Annotated in this window: 10 protein-coding genes; 3 read left to right on the forward strand and 7 right to left on the reverse strand. The window is 67.0% G+C overall.

Annotated elements, in window-relative coordinates; translation table 11 throughout:
* The first annotated feature begins 126 nt into the window (after positions 1 to 126).
* Positions 127 to 654, forward strand: coding sequence for a DUF1993 domain-containing protein (locus DFR29_RS06325; RefSeq protein WP_133817742.1), 528 nt, complete (start codon positions 127 to 129; stop codon positions 652 to 654).
* A 325-nt stretch (positions 655 to 979) separates the two neighbouring features.
* Here the strand turns inward: DFR29_RS06325 and DFR29_RS06330 are convergent, their stop codons facing one another.
* From DFR29_RS06330 to DFR29_RS06355, 6 genes are all read right to left on the reverse strand, one after another.
* On the reverse strand, positions 980 to 2335 hold the full coding sequence (locus DFR29_RS06330) for a 3-oxoacid CoA-transferase (protein WP_133817743.1): 1356 nt from the start codon (positions 2333 to 2335) through the stop codon (positions 980 to 982).
* Between the two features lie 123 nt (positions 2336 to 2458).
* The gene (locus tag DFR29_RS06335) at positions 2459 to 4666 is read right to left on the reverse strand and encodes a patatin-like phospholipase family protein (RefSeq protein WP_133817744.1); all 2208 of its coding nucleotides are present in this window, start codon (positions 4664 to 4666) and stop codon (positions 2459 to 2461) included.
* 204 nt (positions 4667 to 4870) lie between these two features.
* A complete protein-coding gene (locus tag DFR29_RS06340) occupies positions 4871 to 7084 on the reverse strand; it encodes a TonB-dependent receptor (protein ID WP_133817745.1) in 2214 nt (737 codons plus the stop codon).
* A 109-nt stretch (positions 7085 to 7193) separates the two neighbouring features.
* Complete coding sequence (locus tag DFR29_RS06345) at positions 7194 to 8141, reverse strand: FecR family protein (protein ID WP_166653912.1); 948 nt, start codon at positions 8139 to 8141, stop codon at positions 7194 to 7196.
* An 82-nt stretch (positions 8142 to 8223) separates the two neighbouring features.
* Positions 8224 to 8760 carry an RNA polymerase sigma factor gene (locus tag DFR29_RS06350; protein WP_133817747.1) on the reverse strand — a complete coding sequence of 179 codons (537 nt, stop codon included), beginning with the start codon at positions 8758 to 8760 and terminating at the stop codon, positions 8224 to 8226.
* 82 nt (positions 8761 to 8842) lie between these two features.
* Positions 8843 to 9574 (reverse strand): energy transducer TonB, encoded by a 732-nt coding sequence (locus DFR29_RS06355; protein WP_133817748.1) that lies wholly within the window; start codon positions 9572 to 9574, stop codon positions 8843 to 8845.
* 278 nt (positions 9575 to 9852) lie between these two features.
* Between DFR29_RS06355 and DFR29_RS06360 the strand changes: the two genes are divergently transcribed.
* Together DFR29_RS06360 and DFR29_RS06365 are read left to right on the forward strand one after the other, a co-directional pair.
* Positions 9853 to 11403, forward strand: coding sequence for a hypothetical protein (locus DFR29_RS06360; protein ID WP_133817749.1), 1551 nt, complete (start codon positions 9853 to 9855; stop codon positions 11401 to 11403).
* Between the two features lie 212 nt (positions 11404 to 11615).
* Positions 11616 to 11879, forward strand: coding sequence for a hypothetical protein (locus DFR29_RS06365; protein WP_133817750.1), 264 nt, complete (start codon positions 11616 to 11618; stop codon positions 11877 to 11879).
* A gap of 337 nt (positions 11880 to 12216) precedes the next feature.
* Here DFR29_RS06365 and DFR29_RS06370 read toward each other — a convergent pair whose 3' ends face one another.
* Complete coding sequence (locus DFR29_RS06370; protein WP_133817751.1) at positions 12217 to 15126, reverse strand: fibronectin type III domain-containing protein; 2910 nt, start codon at positions 15124 to 15126, stop codon at positions 12217 to 12219.
* Positions 15127 to 15173: the final 47 nt, after the last annotated feature.

The raw sequence follows: 15173 nt of genomic DNA on the forward strand, positions 1-15173 counted from the left end.
CATGCCGGGCAATTGCGGCGGATCACGCGGAATGTTGCATGGTGTTGACGGGTTCGCTGTCAGTGCCGTGGCGAACTGCTGCCGTATACTCCGGCGCGATTCGACCATTCCCTGCGGAGTCCTGGCATGACTTTCTCGCTCTATGCGGCAACCGTTCCGTCCTATGTGCAGATGCTGGGTGCGATGCTCGGCCTGATCGACAAGGCCGAGGCCTATTGCGCGGAAACCGGCCTTGCTGCCGAGGCATTGCTGCAGGCGCGGCTGGCCGAGGACATGCGTCCGTTCACCTACCAGATCAAATCGACCGCGGTGCATTCGCTGGGCGCGATCGAAGGCGTGCGCAAGGGGTCGTTCAGCCCTGACAACAGCACGCCGCCGGATACCTTCGACGCATTGCGGACGCGCCTGTACGAAACCCTTGCAGCGCTGCAGGCGATAGACCCGGCGGAAGTGAACGGCTTTGTCGGCCGCCCCATGCAATTCATCGCGGGCGAACGCCGGCTGGATTTCACGGCGGAGAATTTCCTGCTGTCGTTCTCGCAGCCGAATTTCTATTTCCATGCGACGACGGCATACGACCTGCTGCGCTGGAAGGGCGTGGCGCTGGTCAAGCGCGATTTCATGGGCATGCCGCGGATGAATGCGCCGCCGTGAGGCGGTGGCGGAAAGCGTAGCGGGCGTGTCGGTAGATGCCGGCTGGATCGGACCTTGCTCTGGCTTTTTGTTGCGGATATGCCGCGATGTCGGAGGTGCGCCTTTGGCTTACTCCAACCTACGTAGGTTGGCGCTGAGCAGCGCGAACCCCGACATCGCGGTGTTCCATTGGCAAAGACTGTAAAACGAAGCGTTTTCCGTTGTGTCGATGCGTGTGCCGGCGGGGTGTAAACCGCTTCGGCATGGGCGTTGGGCTGCGGACAGGCCGCGATGTTGGGATACGCCTTTGGCTTACCCCAACCTGGCTTTCGCCTACGCTGCCGCGTCAGCCTACGCCGTCGGCAATCTCGAACTGGCAGCCGGTCTTGGCCTTGACGTCGGCCAGGCTGATGCCGTCGTGCAGTTCGATCAGGCGCAGTCCGCCGCTTTCCTTGACTTCGAATACGCACAGTTCGGTGATGATCAGGTCGACCACGTTCTTGCCGGTCAGCGGCAGGGCGCATTCGGGCAGGATCTTGGGCGAACCGTCCTTGGCGGTGTGTTCCATCAGCACGACGACGCGCTTGACGCCGGAGACCAGGTCCATCGCGCCGCCCGGGCCCTTGACCATCTTGCCCGGCACCATCCAGTTGGCCAGGTCGCCGTTTTCCGACACTTCCAGGCCACCGAGGATGGACAGGTCGATATGGCCGCCGCGGATCATGGCGAAGGAATCGGCGCTGGAGAAGAAGCTCGATCCGGGGATCGCGGTGATGGTCTGCTTGCCGGCGTTGATCAGGTCGGCGTCGACCTTGTCTTCGGTCGGGAAGGGGCCGATGCCGAGCAGGCCGTTCTCCGACTGCAGGGTGACGTTGACGCCGGCGGGAATATGGTTGGCCACCAGGGTCGGGATACCGATGCCGAGGTTGACGCAGTAGCCGTCGCGCAGTTCTTTCGCGGCACGCCGGGCCATCATGTCGCGCACGGGGTTTTCCTTGCCGGCCGCGCCGCCGGTGACGGTGCGGAATTCGATGCGCTTTTCGTAGTTCTTGCCCTGCACGATGCGGTCGATGTAGATGCCGGGGGTGTGGATCTGGTCGGGTTCCAGCTCGCCGGTTTCCACCAGCTCTTCCACTTCGGCCACGGTGACCTTGCCGCAGGTGGCGATCATCGGGTTGAAATTACGCGCGGTTTTTCGATAGACCAGGTTGCCGAACTTGTCGCCTTTCCAGGCCTTGACGATGGATACGTCGGCAGTGATGGCCGGTTCGAGCACGTATTCCTTGCCGTCGAATTCCTTGGTCTCGCGCTTTTCCGCCAGCTTGGTGCCGAAGGCGGTGCGGGTATAGAAGCCGGGAATGCCGGCGCCGCCAGCGCGCAGGCGCTCGGCCAGGGTGCCTTGCGGGGTGAGTTCCAGTTCCAGCTCGCCGGCCAGTACCTGGCGTTCGAATTCCTTGTTCTCGCCGACGTAGGAGGCGATGACTTTCTTGACCTGGCGTGTCTTCAGCAGCGGGCCCATGCCGAAATCGTCGACGCCGGCGTTGTTGCCGACGATGGTCAGGCCCTTGGTGCCGGCTTCTTTGAGCGCCTGGATCAGGTTCTCCGGAATGCCGCAGAGGCCGAAGCCGCCGGCGGCGAGGGTCATGTCGTCGAAGAGCAGGCCGTCCAGGGCTTCGGCGGCGGAGTTGTATACCTTTTTCACGGTGCGTCCTTTTCAAGAAGCGGCGGGTCGGGTGGCCGGCTCGCCCGCACGGGGCGGCTGGCAGCGGCGCGAGGGTAGTACGCCGGCACGTATCCGGCCAATTGTACTTCGGGGAAAACCGCCCTACGGGTCCGAACGCAGCAGGCTGCCGAAGCTCAGGTAGAACGAATTGTTGCCGCCCTCCGCATGGCCGAAGCCCAGGAACATGGGGCCGAGGAAGGTATCCACGCCGAGGAAGACACTGCCGGCGCCGATGAGGTCGCTGCGGTTGATCGCTTCGCGCGAATCCCAGATGCCGCCGACTTCGAGGCTGCCGCCGAGGTAGACGGGAACGGACACCAGTTGCTCCGCGTCGGTCAGGCGGCGGTAGTAGACCATCCGGCCCAGCGCGATCTGGTTGGCCAGGATCTGGTTTTCCGTAAAGCCCGACAGGTTGGCCAGGCCGCCCAGGGTGCCGAAGGTGGACAGCAGGTTGTTGTCGCCGCCCGCGGAATGCACGCGCGCGCCGAGCAGCCAGCGGTTGGGCCCGCGGGAAAAGGCCGTGTCCCAGCTCAGGCGCGAGACGTCCGAGGCGGTGCCGTCCTCGCCGCTGAAAAGGAATTCGTGCGACAGGTCCAGGCGTGTGCCGCGGCTGGGAAAGCCGGAATCGTCCAGGCTGTCGCGGGTGGCGCGCAGCATCAGGCCGCCGTAGGTATTGCTGATGGCGCCGGGCAGCTCGGGCGTGCCGACGCGGCGCTTGGCCTCGTCGTAGCCGTATTCCAGGGTGCTGGACAGGCGCCAGGTGGAGTTCGGCGTATAGCCCAGTTCGGTCGCGAGCAGGCCGCGGCTGCGACGGTATTCGGCCACGGCGTCGTTGGCGACGGAGAGATCGGCGCCGATCGGGAAGTTGTAGGCGCGGTAGTCGAAATACGGGGCGACGTAGTATTGGCCGGCGTCGCCGAAGGGCTGGTAGAACTCGCTGTGCAGGCCGGTGACGCGGCCCAGCTCGACCCGGTTGCGCGATTCGCCGCCCCGCTCGTTCAGGCCGGTGAAGTTGATTTCGCCGATCAGCTGGTAGCTGTTGCGGCCGGCGAAATCGTCTGACAGGCGCAGGCCGAAGCGCAGGAAGTTCGGTCCCCAGCCCTTGTCCACCGGCTGTACCGACAGGCCGGTCTGGCCGTCGCGGTTTTCCAGCTGGTAGGTGATGCGTTCGTAGCTGCCGTCGCCATAGGCCAGGCCAATGTCTTTTTCCAGTTGTTCGGTATCCAGCGGCTTGCCGACGCTGTCGGACAGGCGCTGCTCCACGTAAGCGGCGGTGCGGCTGCGGCCGCGCAGCACGTCCAGGAAGGCGATCAGCGGCGGATCGAACCGCGGCTTGCGATGGCGCTGCTGGAAGGCGGCGTAGTCGGCCTCGCTGACGGCGTAGCGGCGCAGCGCCGGCAGGGCGGCTTCGGCCGCGGCCATGCCGGCGGCGACGGCTTCGGGCGAGCGGTTGAAATCGGCGCTGCCGATATCGCCCATGACTGGCACCAGCAGCACGTCGGCGTCCTGGTCCAGGCTGGCGAGTTGCAGGTCGGTCTCGCGCTTCATCAGGGTGCCCAGCATCTGGTTGGCGATGCTGAAGGGTGAGTTGAGTTTTTCCTCGGGCAGCAGCGGCTCGCCCACGCTGACCACGATCATGCGCGTGGCGCCCAGCTCGCGCGCGATGTCGATGGGTACATTGTCCACAATGCCGCCGTCTACCATGAGCTTGCCGCGGTAGCGGATCGGCGCGAACGCGCCGGGCACCGACATGGAGGCACGGATGGCCATGGCCAGGTCGCCGTCGTGGAACACGACTTTTTCGCCGCTGATGATGTCGGTGGCGACGGGGCGGAACGGAATCGGCAGCTGGTCGAATGTATCCAGGTGGGCGGTGGACAGCAGCAGCCGGCGCAGCAGCAATTGCAGTTTCTGCCCCTGGATCATGCCGCGGGGCAGGGCGATGCTGCCGTCCTTGAGGCCCAGTTCGATGCCGCCCAGGAAGCGCAGTTCGTCTTCCTTGCGCCGCATCGGCAGTTCTTCGCGCGAGGGGTCGTCGCGGAACATGTCTTTCCAGTCGATGCCCTTGAGCACGGCCTCGACCGCGTCGGCGTCGTAGCCCGCGGCGTAGAGGCCGCCGGCGATCGCGCCCATGGACGTGCCAGTGATGCAGTCGACCGGAATGCGCTCGCGCTCCAGTACTTTCAGTACGCCGATATGCGCCGCGCCGCGGGCGCCGCCGCCGCCGAGTACCAGGCAGGTCTTGGCCTGGGCGAGCAGGGGGCTGGCCAGCAGGGCCAGGGCCAGGAGCAGGAAGCGGGGGCGGAACATGTGCAGTCTCGATTCGCAGCAGTCAGGGGCGCACCGGTCTTTTACCCGAGCAAAATAAAAATTGCTCGTGCGACGCAGCGGGCGACAGCGGAAGCAGGGCGGCGGCTGACGACGGTGGCGCGGCAAACCCGCTACGAGGCGGTGCGGCTACGTCAGCCGCCACGGTCTTCAGGTGTGCGGGCCGGCATTGCGCCGGCCACGGGGCTACTGCAGATCGTATTGCCAGCGCAGTTCCACCCGGCGCGGATCGCCGAGGCGGTAGCGGGTTTCCTGGCGCCGGTCGTTGTAGCGGAAGTCGACGCGGTCCAGGTACAGCGCGTCCAGTGCGTTGCTCACCGCCAGGGAGAAGTCGGCGTAGGGCAGGCGGTAGCCGATGCGGAAATCGAGCAGGCTGTAGGCCGGGCGGCGGTTGCCCGGGTTGATGTCCAGCGTGGTTTCGGCTTCGGCGGCGTGATAGGCGTCGAGCGCGCCGTACCAGCCGTCGCCATCGCCGAAACGCAGGCCGAACAGCACCGTCTGGCGCGGTGCGCCGGGCAGGCGCTGCCTGGGGTCTTCGTTGTAGTAGCGGTAATAGTCGTAGTGCGCGCTGAGCCGGCCCAGGCCTAGCGTGGCGCGCCACAGCCGGTGCAGGCGCAGGTCCATTTCCAGCTCGGCGCCGTAGACGCGGCCGCGGGCGCCGACGTGGTTGGTCACATAGTGGAACCGTTCACGGATCAAGGTATGGAAGAGCGAGGCGCGGATGCCCAGGCGGTCCTGCCACCAGCGCGTCTGCCAGCCCAGCTGGGTGGAGTCGTCGCGTTCTGCCGGCTGGATGAATTCGGCGCGCACGCCGGCACTGGAGCGGATGCCGCGGCCGTGGCTGAGGCTCAGGCGCTGGTCCTCGTCGATCTGCCAGGTACCGACGATCAGCGGCACCGGCGTATTGGTGTCGACGCGGCCGGATTCGGCGAATTCCAGGGTGGAGTCCAGTTCGGCGCAGATGCCTGGGCGCGGGATGCCCTCGGGCACGCTGCAGCTGATGCTGAGGAAGTCCTGCTTGGCCGTCTCGCGCACCTGGCGCAGGCCGACGCCAACGCTGAACGGCGACTCGAAGCGGTATTCGCCCCAGAGCCAGGCGCTGCGGGTGCGGAAGTCCATGTCCTGGCGGCTGTCGCCGAGGCGGCGGAAGCCGGCGATCCACAGCGCGTCCAGGTCGGCAAAGGACACCGCGCTGATCTCCGCGCCTGCGGCGAACTGCCAGCGGCCCAGCCGGTACTGCGCACTGCTGCCGACGGCGCGGCGGCGCTCCACGTTCCAGTCGCCGCTGGGGCCGAAGCCGGAACCCAGCCACAGGCCTTTCTGCTGCGCGATGGTGCTGTTGGCGTTGAGGCGGAATGTCCAGTCGTCGAGTGCGTATTGCAGGCTCAGGGCCGAACCGTAGGCATGGGTCTGGGTACGCGAGGTTTCGCGCGAATAGCTGATGCGCTCGCGGTCCAGCGGAAACGGGAATTCGCCGGCGGCGGTATACAAGGCGGGGTCGTCGCCGCTGACGCCGAGCAGGGCCCATTCCAGGCTGAAGCCAGGCAGGAATTCCGGCACCAGGTTGAGCTTGACGAAGGCGTTGTCGACCGCGCGGTCTTCGCGATTGGCTTCGGTGACGAATTTTTCGTGTACGTAATCGGGCAGTACACGGCGCTCGGTCGCTACGCGCAGGCCGGATTCGCTGTCGCCGAAGCGGCCGGACCAGGATACCGAGCCGCGCAGTGCGCCTTCGTTGCCGATGCCGGTGCCCAGGCGCAGTGTCGGCGTTTCCGCCGGGGCGCCGGTATACAGATCCAGCGCGCCGGCGGTGGCGCTGCCGCCGCGCTCGAAGCTGCGCGGACCGCGCTGCAGTTCCAGGGTCGCGAGCGCATCCACCGGCACCATGTCGCCTTCGATCAGGCTGGTGCCCAGGTCGATGCCGTCCAGGCGCACGGCCAGGCCGCTGAACTGGTCGAGGTCGCGCTCCTGGCCGCGGATGGCGAGGCTGGCGCCGCTGGCATAGACGTTCGGTGCGTAGCGGCCGATCTGGTTCAGGCTGAGGAAGGGCGAGTCGGCCAGGCGTTCGGATTCGACCCGGGTGATGCTCATGGCCTCGTGCGCCAGCAGGGTCACCGGTGGCGAGGCCGCGGTAACCGGTGCGGCCGAGGGCAGTGGCGTGTCCTCGATGGTCAGCTCGGACAGGTTCAGCTGCTGGCTGGGCGCCGCCGCCACGATTTCGATCGCACCGTCGTCGCGCCGGCGCCAGGCCAGGCCGGCCGGGGCGAGCAGGTTGTCCAGCGCGTGCGCCAGCGTTGCCCGTGTTTTGGCCGGCGTGCACGGTGCCGTCGGCACGCGGTCGGAGCGGTCGACGATGGGCACATTGGCCAACAGCGCCAACTGTTCCAGGCAGCCCAGCAAGGGGCCGGGCGCAAGGTCGATGTCGTAGAGTGGTTCGGGTTCGGCCGCGATCAGGTGCAGGGGCAGCAGCGCGGCAAGCAGGCAAGCGATAGGACGCAGACGCTTGTCCTCATCGCAGAATGTAGGCGACGCGCGGAATATGCCGCAGGCTCAGCTGCGACGTCTGCGCCACCACGCGCAGCGCCGCCTGCGGATCGTCCAGCGGCAAGGTCGCGGTGATCGGCATGTCGCCGCGCGCAGCGTTGCTCAGCACCACCCGTTCGGGCAGGTAGCGGTCGAGCTCGGCCAGCACCTGGCGCAGTGGCATCTGTTCCACGCTGAGCACGCCGCGGGTCCAGTCGTCGCTGCCGCCCGACAGCGCGGACAGCTGGGCAGTGCTGGCATCGGCGGCGACGAAGGCCTGCTGGCCGGCGTGCAGATCCACCGGCGAACCCTTGCCCGTGGCCACGCGCACTATGCCTTCGTGCACGCCGACTTCGGTACCTGCATCGGTGCGGTTGACCACATAGCGCGTGCCCACGGCCATGGCGTCGACGTCGCCGCTGGTCACGTGCAGCGGGCGCGACGCATCTTTCGCCACGGCGATGGCGAGGCGGCCGCGCAGCAGTTCGATGTCGCGGCGGTGGTCGCTCATGCGCACGCGCACGGCACTGTCGGTGTCCAGTTCCAGTACCGAGCCGTCTGCCAGGGTCTGGCTGTGCGCGGTGCCGATGGCGGTATGCAGATCGCTGTTGAGGTTCTGCCAGGCGGGTTGCAGGCGCGGGCCGAACACGACGGCCAGCACGAGCAGCAGCGGCGTTGCGGCAAGGCTCCAGCGCAGCAGCGGCCGGCTGGCGGACCGGCGCTGTGCCGCCGCCGGCTGCACGGCACTTAGCGCGAGCGGGCTTTGCTCCAGCGCGAAGGTGGCGGCACAGATGTCGGCATAAGCCAGCCGGTGGCGCGGGTTATGTGCCAGCCAGAGGTCGAGCGAACGGCTTTCTTCGGCCGAAAGGTCTCTCCCACTGGCTATGGAGTGCCAGCGTGCGGCTTGTTGCAGCAGAGAATCGGGCGAGTTCATGGTCATTTCTCCGGCTGAGACGCGCGAGCGCCGGTATCCCCCCAAGCGGGGCAGAAACGGGTGTGGGCCAACCCTGGCCGGATCATTGCCGGCGCCTGCCGGACAGGGCCGCACCCAGCTGGGCCAGGGCGCGGGTGAGGTGGTTCTCGACCGTCTTGGGCTGCAGATTGAGGCGGTCGGCGATTTCTTTCTGGCTATGGCCGTGGATGCGCGCCAGCACCAGCACGTCGCGCGCGCGCGGCGTCAGCGTATTGAGGGCGGCGCTGACCCGGGCCACGTCTTCCTGCACGCTGGCGATATGGTCGGCGCCCGGAGAAAAGGCGCCGTCTTCGTATTCGCTCTCGATCGCGTGGGCATCGCTGACCATTCGCCGGCGCAGCTGGTCCCGCGCCAGGTTGGTGGCGACGTGGAACAGGAACGCGCGCGGCTTGGCGATGGCTTCGCGCTTGGCCTGGGCAATCAGGCGCATGCCGGCTTCCTGGGCCAGGTCTTCGGCCTGGCCGAGATCGCCGCAGAGGCGGCGCAGGTAGGCCACCAGCTCGCCGTAGCAGGCCGAATACAGCTCGGCAGTGGCTTGGGCGTCGGCATCGGGGGCGGGGCGGGGCGAGACTGAACTCATGCCGGGCCGCTTGCGCCGGCACAGAAGTGGTTGGCAGCGTGCCGGCGCGGCAGGCCGGGCTGAGGCAGCACCGTGGCCATGGTCAGATACTGAGCCGGTAGACGATGGGCAGGCGCAGTTCGAGCTGGCGCGCTTCGCCGGTGAAGAACGCGGCACTGGGGAGCGGCGAGGCGCGCCGCAGCAGCTCCAGCGCTGCCTTGTCCAGCACCGCATGGCCGGAACTCTGCGCGATGCGCTGGTTGACCAGGCGGCCGTCGGGCATCAGCACGACAAGGACTTCCACCGTGCCCTGCAGGCGTTCGCGCCGGGCCGACGCCGGATAGCGCCGGTGCTGGGCCAGCCATTCGAGCACGCGCAAGGTGGTGGTGTTGACTGCGGTATCGGCGACCGGGTTGACCGGCAGGCCGGCTTCCGCAGCGGTGGGCAGCGTGGGCGGCGGCGCCGGTACAGGCACCGCGACCAGTGGTTCGGTCAGTGTGGCGGGTAGCGGAATCGGCGCGGGGCTTGTGGCAGTCTTGGCCAGTTCGCGCGGTTGCGGCGGGGCTGCGGGCCTGGGCGGTCGCGTCGCCGCTGTAGCGGGCGGGGCCGGGGCGTCGGCAGGATACTCGACCGGCGCGGTCGTCGCGGGGGCGGTAGCGCCGCCGCTGCGCAGGCTGACCTGCAGGGGCGGGCGTTCCGGCGTGGGTTCGAAATCGGCGATCCATTGCCACAGGGCAATGGCACCGAAGGCATGCAGCAACAGGGACAGGCTCAGGGCCATCAGGCCGGGCCGCAGCGGGCGCTCGGGGTGAGCGACGAAGGCGGGTGCCGGCATGGCAGCGTCAGGGTTCGCTGCCGCCGCAACGGCGACCGTCGCCGTGCCAGGCGATGCGAAGAGGAGGACGTGCGCGGCGTTGGAGGACGTACTCGGCATCGCGGGCGATGGTCTTCGACCTGAATGGCGGCGGATATTAGCTACAGTAACGTGAAAAGGCATGTGTTATGCGCAAGGTCGATGTGCTTGGGGGGATCGGCGAGGTCGCGCGTCTACCGATTGTGAAACGCAAAGGCAGCCTGCAAACCTGCTTGCAGCTGCAAAAGACGGGAAAAAACATGAGCACCAGTTCGATCGGAAAATTTGCACTCCGCACAGGCCAGTCCCTGGCTGCTGCGCTGACATTGGCGTTGTTTGCCGGCAACGCCGCGGCGGTGAGGCTGGATCCCGACGGCCACGGCCAGGTGCTGATCTACCCGTACTACACCACCCGCGCCGGCAACCAGACCGTGATTTCGGTGACCAACCACAGCGACCGGCACAAGGCCTTGTTCGTGGCGTTCCGTGAGGCGCGCAACGGTCGCCAGACGCTGACCTTCAATGTCTACCTGGCGCCGTACGATACTTGGTCTACGACGGCCTTCGCACTGGACGAGAACGGCGAATCGGCCAATCTGATCAGCGGCGACAAGTCCTGCACCTATCCCGCCTTCGACGAGCGCATCCTGCCCAACGGCCGCCGCTACGTGCCGTTCCGCACTGTCGGCTATATCGCGCCGCTGGATGATGCCGGTCCCAACACCATGGACCGGGCGCGCGAAGGCTATGTGGAAATTTTCGAGACCGGCACCCTGGTGCCCGGCTCGCCGCCGGCCGATGCGATCTCGCCCAACGGCCTTGGCGCGCCGGTCGATTGCGAAGAGCTGTATACGGGCTTCAGCAGCTACTGGCGTACCGCGCCGGCGACTTATCTGACCAACCCCACGGGCGGGCTCAGCGGCGAGGCAATGGTGCTCAATGTCGGCGACGGCACGGTCATGGCCTACAGCGCGACCGCACTGGCCGATTTCCGCACCGACCCCAGCGATATTCCCGCGGGTAGCCGCTCCAGCGTGGTATCGCACCGCGCTCCGGCGGAAAACACGCTGGGCCTGGACGACGCGCTGAACGACCCGCTGGAGCGCTTCGCCACGGCCGCGGTCGACCTGCCCAGCCGTCGTCTCGAACTGAAATACCCGGCCGAGCGCGGCGTCGATGCGGTCAGCGCGGTGCTCGCCGCCGATGCCGCCGATGTGAACTATGTGAACGATGCCAGCCTGGGCGCGACCACCGACTGGGTGATCAATTTCCCGACCAAGCCGTACTACACCGACCAGGCCATCGTCGGCGCCACCGCGATCAAGCCGTTCACCGCGGTCTATCCGACCACCGGCAGCGAAGCGAGCGCGGCGATGTACCTGCCGTACGCCTTGCGCGATCCGTCCGGCCGCAGCGTCGGCGTCTCGGCCGGCAGCAGTGCCAACCTCGAAATGCGCTATGCCACGCAGGTCATCGCGCTGGCGCCCAGCAGCGGTACGGTCAATGCGACCGGACGTCCGCTGGGTTCGACCCTGGTTTCGCGGCTCGCGCCGGTCGCCGCCAGTGCGGTCAAGGAAACCGGCTGGATGAGCCTCGACCTGCTGCGCTACAGCGAAAACGGCGGCCAGGCCAGCCGCAGCCTGCGCGTGGCCGAAGACGGCACGGCCATGCTCGGCCTGCCGATGATCGGATTCACCGCCATCAACTACATCAACTCGAATGCCGCGCCTGGGGTACTGGCCAACTACAGCCTGTCCAAGCAGCAGCGGCGCACCCAGGACTGCAGGCGCAACACGATTTCCTGCAAGTGAAATAAGGCGCCCGTCGCCGCCGGCACGAACAGCCGCGGCGACGAAAAGCGCCTGACACCGCAACTGCCGCCGCGCGGCATTGCCAGCCCGAAGGTGGGAATGGATTCGTGTGACCCACGGATAGGGCCTGCTTGTGCCAAAAATTTGTAGCTAAGTGTTTTTGTACCGATTGATGTGGTTTTGCCCCGATCGACCTGCTGAAGGAATTAGCTATGTATCGCATCCCTGATATGCATCGTGCGACCAACGCCAGCCGCAGCCCGCGCGCGCAGCGCGTGGCCGCGTATCGCCGTCTGGGCTATCGCGTCGTCGTGGAAGGCACGCCGACCACGCCGCTGCGCTGGAAGGTGTTCCGTCCCTGGCTGCGCACGGTTTCCGCCTCGGGCATCGTTGCCTCGCGCGAAGCTGCTGTCGATGCGGCGAATGCCTGGATTCGCGCCGACGTCGATGCGACGCGGCTGAGCGTCGCGCAGTAAAAACCTAGGTCGGGGTTCGCTTCGCTCGCCGCCAACCTGCGCGGCCATAAAAAAACCACGGCATCGCTGCCGTGGTTTCTGGTAGGGGCGACAGGCCGCAATGGCCTTGGCGCCTCCCGGCGCGCGGCTGCACTCGGGCAGCCGCGCGTTCGGGTCTGGTCAGTGAATCCCTGCTTTCTTTCCTGCCGGTTCTGGCCATCGTGACGTATTGCTGTCGCGGTGCGAGCCTGAGCCCCGTGCTGCGGACCGCCTCTACACCTTCTCAGCAGCAAGTCCCGGTCGAAAAGTCGGGCGGCCCGTCCCTGGGCCGCCCTGGCAGGTTGTCTTGGTCAACCTGTTACTGGCAGACGTCGATACGCACGTTGTCGATTTGCATGCCATTCGGTGCTGCCGCGGCAGTGTTGCTGTCGCTGGTCGCGCGCAAGCGCAACTGCACCGACTGGCCCGCCATGTCGTCGAGATCGACGATGGAGCGGATTGCCGCGGTACCGGCGCTGGAGCGGCGGCACCAGGCCGGGCGGCCTGCCAGCGGCGCGCCGGCTTCGATGGTGCCGTTGTAGGAGTCGGTGAAGAAGCGATCGGCATTGAGCAGGGTAAACGCGCCAGCTCCGACCTTGGCTTCCATCGCCGCGGCGTCCCAGCAGCCGGTAGTGCCTTCGATTTCGAAGCTGTGGTACGTGTCGAACGACAGGATCACTGCTTGGGCAGCCGGAATCGTCACGCTCGGCGACAGCAGCGAGCGGTCGCTGGTCACCGTGTTGTTGGGCACTTTCCAGACATTGCCGGTAAAGCCGGTGGTGCTGGCGATCGGTGTGCCCACGCTCCAGGCCGTGCCGCCCGCATCGCCGGGTGCGCCCGCGGTCCAGGCCGGCTCGGCGCCGCCCTCGAAGCCGTAGGTGACGACGTTGGTCAGGGTGGTGCCGGCAGGGCAGGAGCCCGGAACGCCGGTGGTGAAGGTGAACACTGCCGAGCCAGGACCGGCGCCGCAGTAGTTGGACGGACGTACACGCCAGAAGTAGGCCGTGCTCGCGGTCAGTGTCGTATCCAGCGTCCAGCTGGTGCCGGTCACCGTCGCCGAGGCAATGATGGTGCCGAAGCCGGCACTGCTGGACACTTCAACCAGATAGGTCAGCGCACCCGGCACGGCAGCCCAGGTCAGGGTCGGCCGCACTTTCACGCCGGTGGCCGCGTTGGCCGGGGCGGTCAGGGTCGGTGCTGCCGGAGCCGTGGCAGACACGCCCAGCTCCAGGCCGATCGCGCTGGTGACGGCGCCGCCGGTACCCGACACGTTTACCGAGTATTCGCCGCTCGCTGCAGCGCGGCCGCCGACCAGGGTGAACTGGCTGGCACTCGGCGTGACTGCAATCGGATTGGCGCTGAACGACGGCGTGGTGCCGGCCGGTACGCCGCTCGGCGTCAGGGTGACGGCCGCATTGAAACCGCCGACCGTGCCAGCCAGCAGGCTCCAGGACGGGTCCGGACCCGGTGTCGCGCCGCAGACTTCCAGGCGCCGCGGCGTTTCGCTGATCAGCTTGAAGCTGGGCAGGCCGCATTCGCTGAACTTGAAGCTGCAGATGCGCGTCGACCACTGGTTGGTGCTGGTGGTCGGATAGAACTCGCCGGTAAACCAGAAAGTGCAGTCGTCGCTCGGGTCAACACTCATCGAGGTGTAGTCGCCCCAGCGGCCGCGGCCACTGAAGGAGCCGGTCTGCGAGCCCGTCGTGGCCGGCGTGCAGGCCTGTTCGTCGCGCAACTGGCCGTCCGGATCGTTGAGGCTGCGGCCGTTGATCATCAGGCGCGGATTGATGGCGGCTGCGCCGACGTTGTAGCCAACGCCGATATTGCCGCCCTTGTCGATGGCGATGCCGCCCATCCAGCGGGTATTCGTATCCGGCGTATAGGTGCCTTCGTCGACGATGATCTTGTTCAGGCCGGCGTCGACCGTGGCCTGGAAGCCGTCGGTGAAGATCGATTCGAAGCGCTGGCTGGCCTGGGCCAGATCGAAGTGGGTCCAGCGAATGCCGCCCTGGTCACTGGCGCCGAGCACGCCGTGGTTGACCACCAGCGACAGGCGCGTCGGCGAGCCGGGCGGGAAGGCGCGCGCGGCGGCGCGATACATGATGTGCGTGCCGAATGCGTCCAGCGGTACCGACGAGCCCAGCTGCGGCACGGCGGTGAAGTTGGGTACGAACGGCGTCTTCGCTGCGACGCGCTGCTCGGTGGATATGGTCGATGTGTTCGGCGTGGTCCAGTTCACGCACATGTCCCAGAACAGGTACTCCGCCGTCGATGCGTCGAAGTGCACGAACGGGGCGCAGCTGCCGGCCTTGGCGTGCAAGGTGCCGTCCAGGTGTGCCGGTTCGGCGCCATAGGCATCGAAGCCGGGGAAGCGCACGATGCCGACCTGATTGGCGGGTGCGCCGGCCAGCATCTTGTCGCGCTCGACCGCGATGAAGGCGGCGCCGAGGAAGGCCGAGGTCGCGCTGTTGAACTCGTGCGTCACGATGGTGTACGCATTCTGCCGGGTCGATTCGTCGGTCCACACGCCGATGTGCGGATAGTCGCCGAATACCTGCACCGGCGTGGTCGGCCAGGCGAATTCATAGCGGTTGTAGGTGCCGAGCGGGTCGGCCGTGGTCGAGATCGCAAAGCACTGGCTGGCATTCGCGCCGGTAGTGAACTGCGACATGACCCAGCGCTGCGCGCGGTCGTCCCAGATCGCCAGCGGGTCGCCCGCGTTGGTGGTCTGGCACTTGCCGCCGAAGCCGGCGAAGAACGAGTTGCCGGCGGTGGGGCCAGCCAGGCGTGCGCCGGTGGTCTTGTCGAAGATCGCCCAGCTGGTATTGATCCATTGGATGAAATGCGTGGGGCTGACATCGCCGTTGGTATCCGGCGGTACGCCACCGCCGCCGACTGCCAGGGACAGGCCGTTCGCCGCCACGATGGTCGACGGTGCCGGCGTGCCGCTGGGCGAAGTCTGTGCATTGCGCTGGCTCAGCGAGCGCAGGAACTCGCTCATGTCGGCCGATCTCGGCTTCACGAACTGGTTCGGAATGACGTAGACATCCTGTCCGTCAGCGCCGACCTGCGGCGCAGGATAGCTGCCCAGCACATCGCGCATGGGCGGAGAAACGTCGGAACGCACCGCATGGCCGACCACTACGCCGCCGGCCGCAACAGCGGCCTGGCAAAACAGCGCAGTGAAACCGGTCGCGGCGGCCAAAGCGAAGCCGTGACGAACAAGCATGGACAATACCCCCGGAGACTGAGACTTAAGGCTGATAACTATCAGCC

This window comes from Tahibacter aquaticus, from assembly GCF_004363655.1.
Taxonomy (GTDB): Bacteria; Pseudomonadota; Gammaproteobacteria; order Xanthomonadales; family Rhodanobacteraceae; genus Tahibacter; species Tahibacter aquaticus.

Excerpts from the sequence above, each read along its gene's own strand:
- DFR29_RS06360 (WP_133817749.1), top strand. The coding sequence starts at position 9,853 with ATGAGCACCAGTTCGATCGGAAAATTTGCACTCCGCACAGGCCAGTCC.
- DFR29_RS06350 (WP_133817747.1), bottom strand. The coding sequence starts at position 8,760 with ATGAGTTCAGTCTCGCCCCGCCCCGCCCCCGATGCCGACGCCCAAGCC.
- DFR29_RS06335 (WP_133817744.1), bottom strand. The coding sequence starts at position 4,666 with ATGTTCCGCCCCCGCTTCCTGCTCCTGGCCCTGGCCCTGCTGGCCAGC.
- DFR29_RS06370 (WP_133817751.1), bottom strand. The coding sequence starts at position 15,126 with ATGCTTGTTCGTCACGGCTTCGCTTTGGCCGCCGCGACCGGTTTCACT.
- DFR29_RS06365 (WP_133817750.1), top strand. The coding sequence starts at position 11,616 with ATGTATCGCATCCCTGATATGCATCGTGCGACCAACGCCAGCCGCAGC.
- DFR29_RS06355 (WP_133817748.1), bottom strand. The coding sequence starts at position 9,574 with ATGCCGGCACCCGCCTTCGTCGCTCACCCCGAGCGCCCGCTGCGGCCC.
- DFR29_RS06325 (WP_133817742.1), top strand. The coding sequence starts at position 127 with ATGACTTTCTCGCTCTATGCGGCAACCGTTCCGTCCTATGTGCAGATG.
- DFR29_RS06345 (WP_166653912.1), bottom strand. The coding sequence starts at position 8,141 with ATGAACTCGCCCGATTCTCTGCTGCAACAAGCCGCACGCTGGCACTCC.